This is a genomic window from Sphingobium indicum BiD32 (assembly GCF_000382885.1).
Classification (GTDB): Bacteria; Pseudomonadota; Alphaproteobacteria; order Sphingomonadales; family Sphingomonadaceae; genus Sphingobium; species Sphingobium japonicum_C.
Window position 1 is genome coordinate 1 of record NZ_CAVK010000180.1, and the last position, 2,234, is coordinate 2,234.

1 protein-coding gene and 1 pseudogene are annotated in these 2,234 nt (G+C 59.1%); both read right to left on the minus strand.

Annotated features, from left to right (window positions below):
• Window positions 1–75 precede the first annotated feature (75 nt).
• Window positions 76–623: pseudogene (locus EBBID32_RS25275) on the minus strand (SDR family NAD(P)-dependent oxidoreductase).
• A 443-nt stretch (window positions 624–1,066) separates the two neighbouring features.
• The coding region (locus tag EBBID32_RS17485; RefSeq protein ID WP_037491558.1) for an outer membrane protein assembly factor BamB family protein at window positions 1,067–2,234 on the minus strand (1,168 nt) is incomplete at its 5' end.

Here is a 2,234-nt window from a genome sequence, read left to right on the forward strand (position 1 = left end):
TTGAATGCCGGGCTGTGATTCCGGCGGGGTCGTTTGCTCATTTCTACTCCTGTCACGCAGCCATCCTGGCCGCCGTCAGGCAGAAAATCCACTTATCTTACTGTCCAATTTTGCCAGGCCACCTCTCAAGTGCGGCTCCGCCGCTTTGACAAGATAGAACATCGCATGAATGTTAGTGGTGAATGTCTGCTGCCATTCCTCATCTGAAATGTCCCCGATCTTTTCGAAGCTCGCCTGATGGGCTGCGTTGTTCACGAGGATATGTAGATCGCCGAACTCTTCCAGCGCACGATCAATGATCAGTCGACAATGGCCGGCATCGCTGATGTCACCCGCCACTAGCACCACCCTGCGACCCGCCTCCTCGACCCACTTCGCCGTTTCTTGCCATCCTCTTCTTCATTGAGATAGGAAATGAGGATGTCGGCACCCTCTCGCGCGAAAGCGATCGCAACAGCGCGCCCGATGCCACTGTCGCCACCCGTGATGATCGCCGTCTTGCCGCTCAGCTTACCCGATCCCTGATAGCTCTTTTCGCCGTGGTCAGGGCGTGGATCCATAGGCTCGGTCAGCCCCGGCATCGATTGCTGTTGCTCTGGTTGGGGTGGTCTTGGGTCGGTCATGGTGCGCAGTCCAAATCTGTTGGGAGCAAGATTTCAACACGCAAAGGCCCAATGGGTTCAACGCGATCGATCCGATCTGAGTTAAACAGCGCTCATGCTCGACTCGGAAGCCATCCCCAGCTTACGCGCCACGCAGCATCTCTCCCAGTGAAGCGGGCAGACGTTCTTCAGATGACCATTCCCGTCACTCTGGACTTGCAACGGTTCTGTGCCGGTCACCTATCTCATTAAGCCACCTTGGCTTCGAAGGCGAGCGGGCTGATGCCGCCCAGACATGAAAATCAGCAGCGTTTGCTACCGTACGGTCTAAACCTCGATCCGTTGAGCCCGCCGTAGATAAGCGCAGAAACGGAGAGCTCCGAGGAATCGATCGTTCATTTGGCTTCAAGAGCAGTAATCTACTCAGCGTGCTGGCGACTTAGGTGACGTGCTCGATCGCAAAATCAATCGGGCAATGCGTAGGCAACCAATGCATCACCGATCGGCGTTTCCATGAAATGGTGGCCGCCGGCCATGATCACCAGATATTGTTTCCCGTTGATTTCGTATACCATGGGTGTTGCCTGCCCGCCCGCTGGAAGCGTATCCTGCCATACTGTCTTGCCAGTTTTCAGATTGATCGCGCGAATAAGATTGTCGGTGGCCGCAGCGATGAATACCAATCCGCCCGCTGTCACCACCGCGCCGCCATTGTTTGGCGTACCGATAGTGAGCGGCAGCATCGAGGCGATGCCCCAAGGCCCATTGCGCCTTGCCGTGCCGAACGCCCTATCCCAAATCGTGCGGCCGGTCCGCAGGTCGATGGCGCGAATTCCACCATAAGGCGGGCGTTTGCACAGCAAACCGGTGAGCGGCAGTCGCCAGCCTGGATTGACGGCGATCGCGTACGGTGTACCCTTTTGCGGATCACGCGAGCCGTGGCCGGCTTCGCCCATGTCGCCGCCGCGCGCCTCGCTGCGCGGCACGGGAAATCCCAGCCTTTCAGCCTCCTGGCGCGGGACGAGCCGGTTGTAGTTCGGCATGTTGTTGTAGTTGGCCACGATCACACCATGCACTGGATCGACGGCAATGCCGCCCCAATCGGTCCCGCCATTATAGCCGGGATATTCGATGAAGCGCTTGTCGGCCGTGGGCGGGGTGTACATGCCTCGATACTCAGCGCGGCGGAACTGGATGCGGCAGATCATCTGGTCGATCGGCGACATGCCCCACATGTCGGCTTCGGTTAGCTGCGGGAAAGCGAGCGTGTGATAGGTTGAGGATGGCTGGGTCGGGCTGCGAAGCTGGGGTTCGACGCCGGTTCGAGGAGCGGCGCGTTCCTGGACGGGAAAAAGCGGTCGCCCGGTACGCCGGTCCAGGACGTAGATATCGCCCTGCTTGCTCGGCAGAATCAGCGCCGGCACCGATCCGCGGCCGCTCGGGAAATCGATCAGGGTTGCCTGCGCCCCCAGATCATAGTCCCACACATCGCGGCGCACCATTTGGAACCGCCAGCGCGGCTTGCCGGTGGCTACATCCAGTGCGACCAAGGAGGTCGAGAAGGCGTTCTCCTGCGGCCTACGACTACCGCTCCAATAGTCAACGGCGGAGTTGTGGACTTGTAACGGATTT